This is a genomic window from Mycobacterium sp. 1482292.6, from assembly GCF_001672995.1.
Lineage (GTDB): Bacteria > Actinomycetota > Actinomycetes > Mycobacteriales > Mycobacteriaceae > Mycobacterium > Mycobacterium europaeum_A.
On the sequence record NZ_LZKV01000104.1, the window covers coordinates 1 to 4,164 of the forward strand.

The 4,164-nt window shown below is 72.8% G+C and carries 3 protein-coding genes; 2 read left to right on the forward strand and 1 reads right to left on the reverse strand.

Going from position 1 to position 4,164, the window contains the following annotated elements; translation table 11 throughout:
- Positions 1 to 1,553: hypothetical protein (locus A5624_RS11185; RefSeq protein WP_066866067.1), on the reverse strand; the 1,553-nt coding region annotated here is incomplete at its 3' end.
- 301 nt (positions 1,554 to 1,854) lie between these two features.
- Between A5624_RS11185 and A5624_RS11190 the strand changes: the two genes are divergently transcribed.
- Both A5624_RS11190 and A5624_RS11195 read left to right on the forward strand, forming a co-directional pair.
- Positions 1,855 to 3,615 (forward strand): hypothetical protein, encoded by a 1,761-nt coding sequence (locus tag A5624_RS11190; RefSeq protein ID WP_066866069.1) that lies wholly within the window; start codon positions 1,855 to 1,857, stop codon positions 3,613 to 3,615.
- Positions 3,616 to 3,617: 2 nt separating this feature from the next.
- The coding region (locus A5624_RS11195; RefSeq protein ID WP_082990538.1) for a glycosyltransferase family 2 protein at positions 3,618 to 4,164 on the forward strand (547 nt) is incomplete at its 3' end.

Consider the following 4,164-nt stretch of genomic DNA (forward strand, 5'->3'; position numbering starts at 1 on the left):
GCCGACGGGCCGGCGCCCCGCGGGACGGGGACCCGGGTGGTCGGCGCCGCCGCGTTCGCCGCGGCGGCGCGCCTGCGGGCGGCGCGGCGGGCCAGCCGCCGGCCGCTCAGCTGGCCGGTGACGATGGCCGCCGCCAGGATGCCCAGCGCCATGCCGCACAGCGTCACGTCGAAGGTGCTGGTGATCTGCTGGGCCAGGTTGTTGCCGTAGACCGGATGCAGCGCAGGCGAATTCGGTGAGTCCGCGAACCGCGGCGCCAGCTCGACGCCCACGATGACACGGGCGACGCTGAGCGCGGCGACCAGTCCGCACAGCGAGGTGACCATGCGCGCCGACAGGGTGGCCAGCCTGCGGCGCAGCCAGATCGTCAGCACCGCGGTCACCAGATCGAACGCGGCCAGCACGATGCTGTCGTACCGCGAGAACGGGTAGTTCAGGATCACGCCGACGACCAGGTCGGTGATCCGCATCGCCATCGACCCCACACACCAGATGGCGATGAGCAGCAAGCCATTTCGGGTCGTTTCCCGCCACGCGGATTCCTCCGTCGGCGAGGCGTTGCGGTGCCCGAACAGCGCCCGCGGCACGAACAGCGCCGCCCCGGCCGCCCACGCCAGGTAGCCCTCGAACCCGACTCCGGCGGTCGACGTGTTCTGCGCGATGCCGTGGAACGCGTCGAGGTCACGACCGGCGGGCAGGAACCACACCAGGATCCCGGCGGCCAGCGTCGAGGCGCCGAGCGCGATGGTGGTCAGCCGGCTCGCCCGGGTGCTGCGCAGCAGCCACCTGGAGGCGACCAGGACGGCGACCAGCGCCACCACGCCGTACACCACCGCGGTCACGATCACGGCGATGTTCTGCTTGCCGAATTCCTGCGCGCCGCCGGTGCTTTGCAGCGCGTACCGCACCCGCCAGTACAGGTTGAAACCAAAGCTGAGCACCGCCGCGAGCATGGACAGCGCGCCGATCACCCGCGCCGATCTGTGCCAGCCGGTGGACTCGTCGCCCGCCGGAACCGGTCCGGCGAGCGCGCCCGCCGGCACCGCCTGGGCGCTCAACAGCGCGCCGGCCACCCCGGCCCACGCCCCCGGACCGACGCCGCCCGGCACGTTGACCGTGCCGCCGAAACGGACGGTCTCGTAGGCGTCGAACACCACGAAGCCGAGCACCAGCAGCAGGTAGGGGACGTTGAGCGCCAGGCGAAGCCGGGCGGCCCGCGCCGGGTTGAACCGCGCGCCGGCCGAGCGCCAGGAACCGGCCAGGGCGACGGCGGCGACGGCCAGCACCGTCACCACGATCAACACCGCCGCCCACGTCGCGCTGCTGTCCGGGATGCCCAGGCCGAAGTAAAGGTTCCACGGCAGGAACAGCGCGAGGACCAGCAAAGCCACCGCGGCCAGGTCGCCGGCGACGTGCCGGTAGCGCTTCGGGTCCGCGGTCACCGGCCCGCTGCCGCCCGTGGCGTGTGGGCGGATGATCCGGGTGGCCGGCGCTTGCTGGGCCTGACCGCGGATCGGGCCGGTAGGGGTGTCGTCGCTGCTCTGGCTCACCATGCCCCCAGGGATTCAAGGACCGATATTCGTGGCGCGGTTTCGGGTGTTCGGCCGGGGCTCACCCCGCCGAGCCGAGTGCACTGCTCGCTTGCGAACATATTCTCCGTTCGGATGCCGTGGCAGTGGCTCAGACCGGCTGCCGGGGCGGAGACGATTCCGCGGCGAGGCGTCCTGTCGTTCGAAAAGCTGGTTACGCTGCGCTAGTAGACGAAGCTTGTCGCCTGAATTATCAACGGTATCGCAAGTGTAGTGATGCCGGGACATGCTGGTTGCGGGGTAGCCGGGGTGAAGGAGAAGCGGGATGGACGTCGTTCTGGGGGTCGCGGTCACCGGCCCCGTCGCCCGCTTGGCGCTCGTCGGGCCGGGCGCGCAGGGGGAGGTGATCGATCAATCCGTCGTCGACCTCGCTGACAACCCGATCGGGACGCTGACCGAGACCGTGGTCGGCACGAACCGGCTGCTGGCCGACGAGAACCACCGGCTGATCGGCACCCGGGTGTGCTGGCCGGACAACCCGGCCGCCGACCGGCTGCGGCGGGCGCTGGAGGATTCCGGCGTCCACAACGTGGCGGTGCTCTCGGAGTCGCAGGCGGTGGCCGCCCTGATGCGCGCGGCCGGCCGGCCGGGTGCGGCGCTGGTGATGGACGACGCGACGGCGACGCTGTCGATGGTCGGTTCCGGCGACGGCGACCCGGACGCGCCGCCGACGGTGCTGGCCACCCAGCAGCTGGCCGACGCTCCCGGCGGCGATGCGACGGCCGCCTTCCACACCATGATGGCGAACCTCGGCGGCCACCCGGACGCCCCGCAAGACGTGTACCTGCTCGGCGCCTCGCCGGAGCTGCACCGGGTCGCCGACGAGCTTCGCGACGGCTCGACCATGCGCGTGCAGGTCGCCGAGGACCCCACCTTTGCGCTGGCCCGCGGCGCGGCCATCGCCGCCGCTCCGGCGCTCGCGGCGGGGGCGCTCGCGGCGGGGGACGCGACGGCCCTGGCGCCGGCGGTCGGGCTCACCGGCGACGAGACGGCGATGGCCCCGGCGTTCGGGGATGCCACCGCGATGGCGCCCGCGGCCGGGCCCGTCGGGGACGAGACGGCCGTTGTGCCGGCAGCGGAGTTCGCCGATCCGAACGCCGAAGACCACCAGCTGGCCTATTCGATGGCCGATGACGGCGAGCAGTACCCGGGCGAATTCGACGAGTACGACCCCGAACTCGACGACTACGAGTACGGCGACATCGATGAGGCCGAGGCCAAGCTGTCGCGGCGGTCGTTGGTGATCGGCAACGCCGTCGTGGCGTTCGCGGTCGTCGGGCTGGCCTCGTTGGCCACCGCGATCGCGGTCGCCGTCGAGCCCACCGCCAGCCGCCAGCCGGTGGTGGGGGTCCAGAACGGCACGCCGGGCAAGTTCATGCCGATCCTGCCCAGTCAGCAGCAGGCGCCGCTGCCGCCACCCCCGGCCGATGCGCCCAACGCCGGATTCCAGGGCGGCATCGTCCCGGCCCCGAACAACCCGATTCCGCAACAGGTCGCGCCGCCGTCGGGAGGCGGCGTGCCGGCCGGTCCGGTTCCCGAGGCCCCGGTCAACCCCGGCGTCGTGCCCAATCCCGATCCCGGTTGGGCGCCGCGCCCCAATCCCATTGTGCCGGTTCCCATTCCGATTCCCATCCCGATTCCGGGGTGGGGTCCGAATTACCCGCCCTACAACCCGCCGTACAACCCTCCCTACACGCCGCCGACGACGACGGCGACGCCTCCGACGACGACGTATTCGCCGCCGACCACCACATACGAGCCGCCGACGACGACGTATTCGCCTCCGACGACGACCTATTCGCCGCCGACCACGACGCACGAGCCGCCAACGACGACGTATTCGCCTCCGACGACGACGTATTCGCCGCCGAGCACCACGCACGCGCCACCGACGACGACGTATGCCCCGCCGAGCACCAAGGTGACCACCCAGGCGCCGGCCCCGACCCACACCCAGCAGACCGTGCCGCCGACGCATTCGCAGCCGGTGTTCCCGCAGGAGCCGCACCCCCACCGCGGGTTCTGAGCGTGCCCGACGCCGACGGGCTGGTCACGGTGGTGCTGCCCTGCCTCAACGAGGAGGAGTCGCTGCCGGCCGTGCTGGCCTCCCTCCCCACCGGTTACCGCGCGTTGGTGGTCGACAACAACAGCACCGACGACACCGCCGGGGTCGCGAGCCGGCACGGCGCCCACGTCGTCGCCGAACCGCGGGCCGGATACGGCTCGGCCGTGCACGCGGGCGTGCTGGCCGCGACCACCCCGATCGTGGCGGTCATCGACGCCGACGGCTCGATGGACGGCGGCGAGCTGCCCCGGCTGGTCGCCGAGCTGCAGCGCGGCGCCGACCTGGTGACCGGCCGGCGCCGCCCGGTGCCCGGACTGCACTGGCCGTGGGTGGCCCGGGTGGGCACGGTCGTCATGAGCTGGCGACTGCGCACCCGCCACGGCCTGCCCGTGCACGACATCGCGCCGATGCGGGTGGCCCGCCGCGATGCCCTGCTGCAGCTCGGCGTCGCCGACCGGCGATCCGGCTACCCGCTGGAATTGCTGGTCCGCGCGGCGGCCGCCGGCTGGC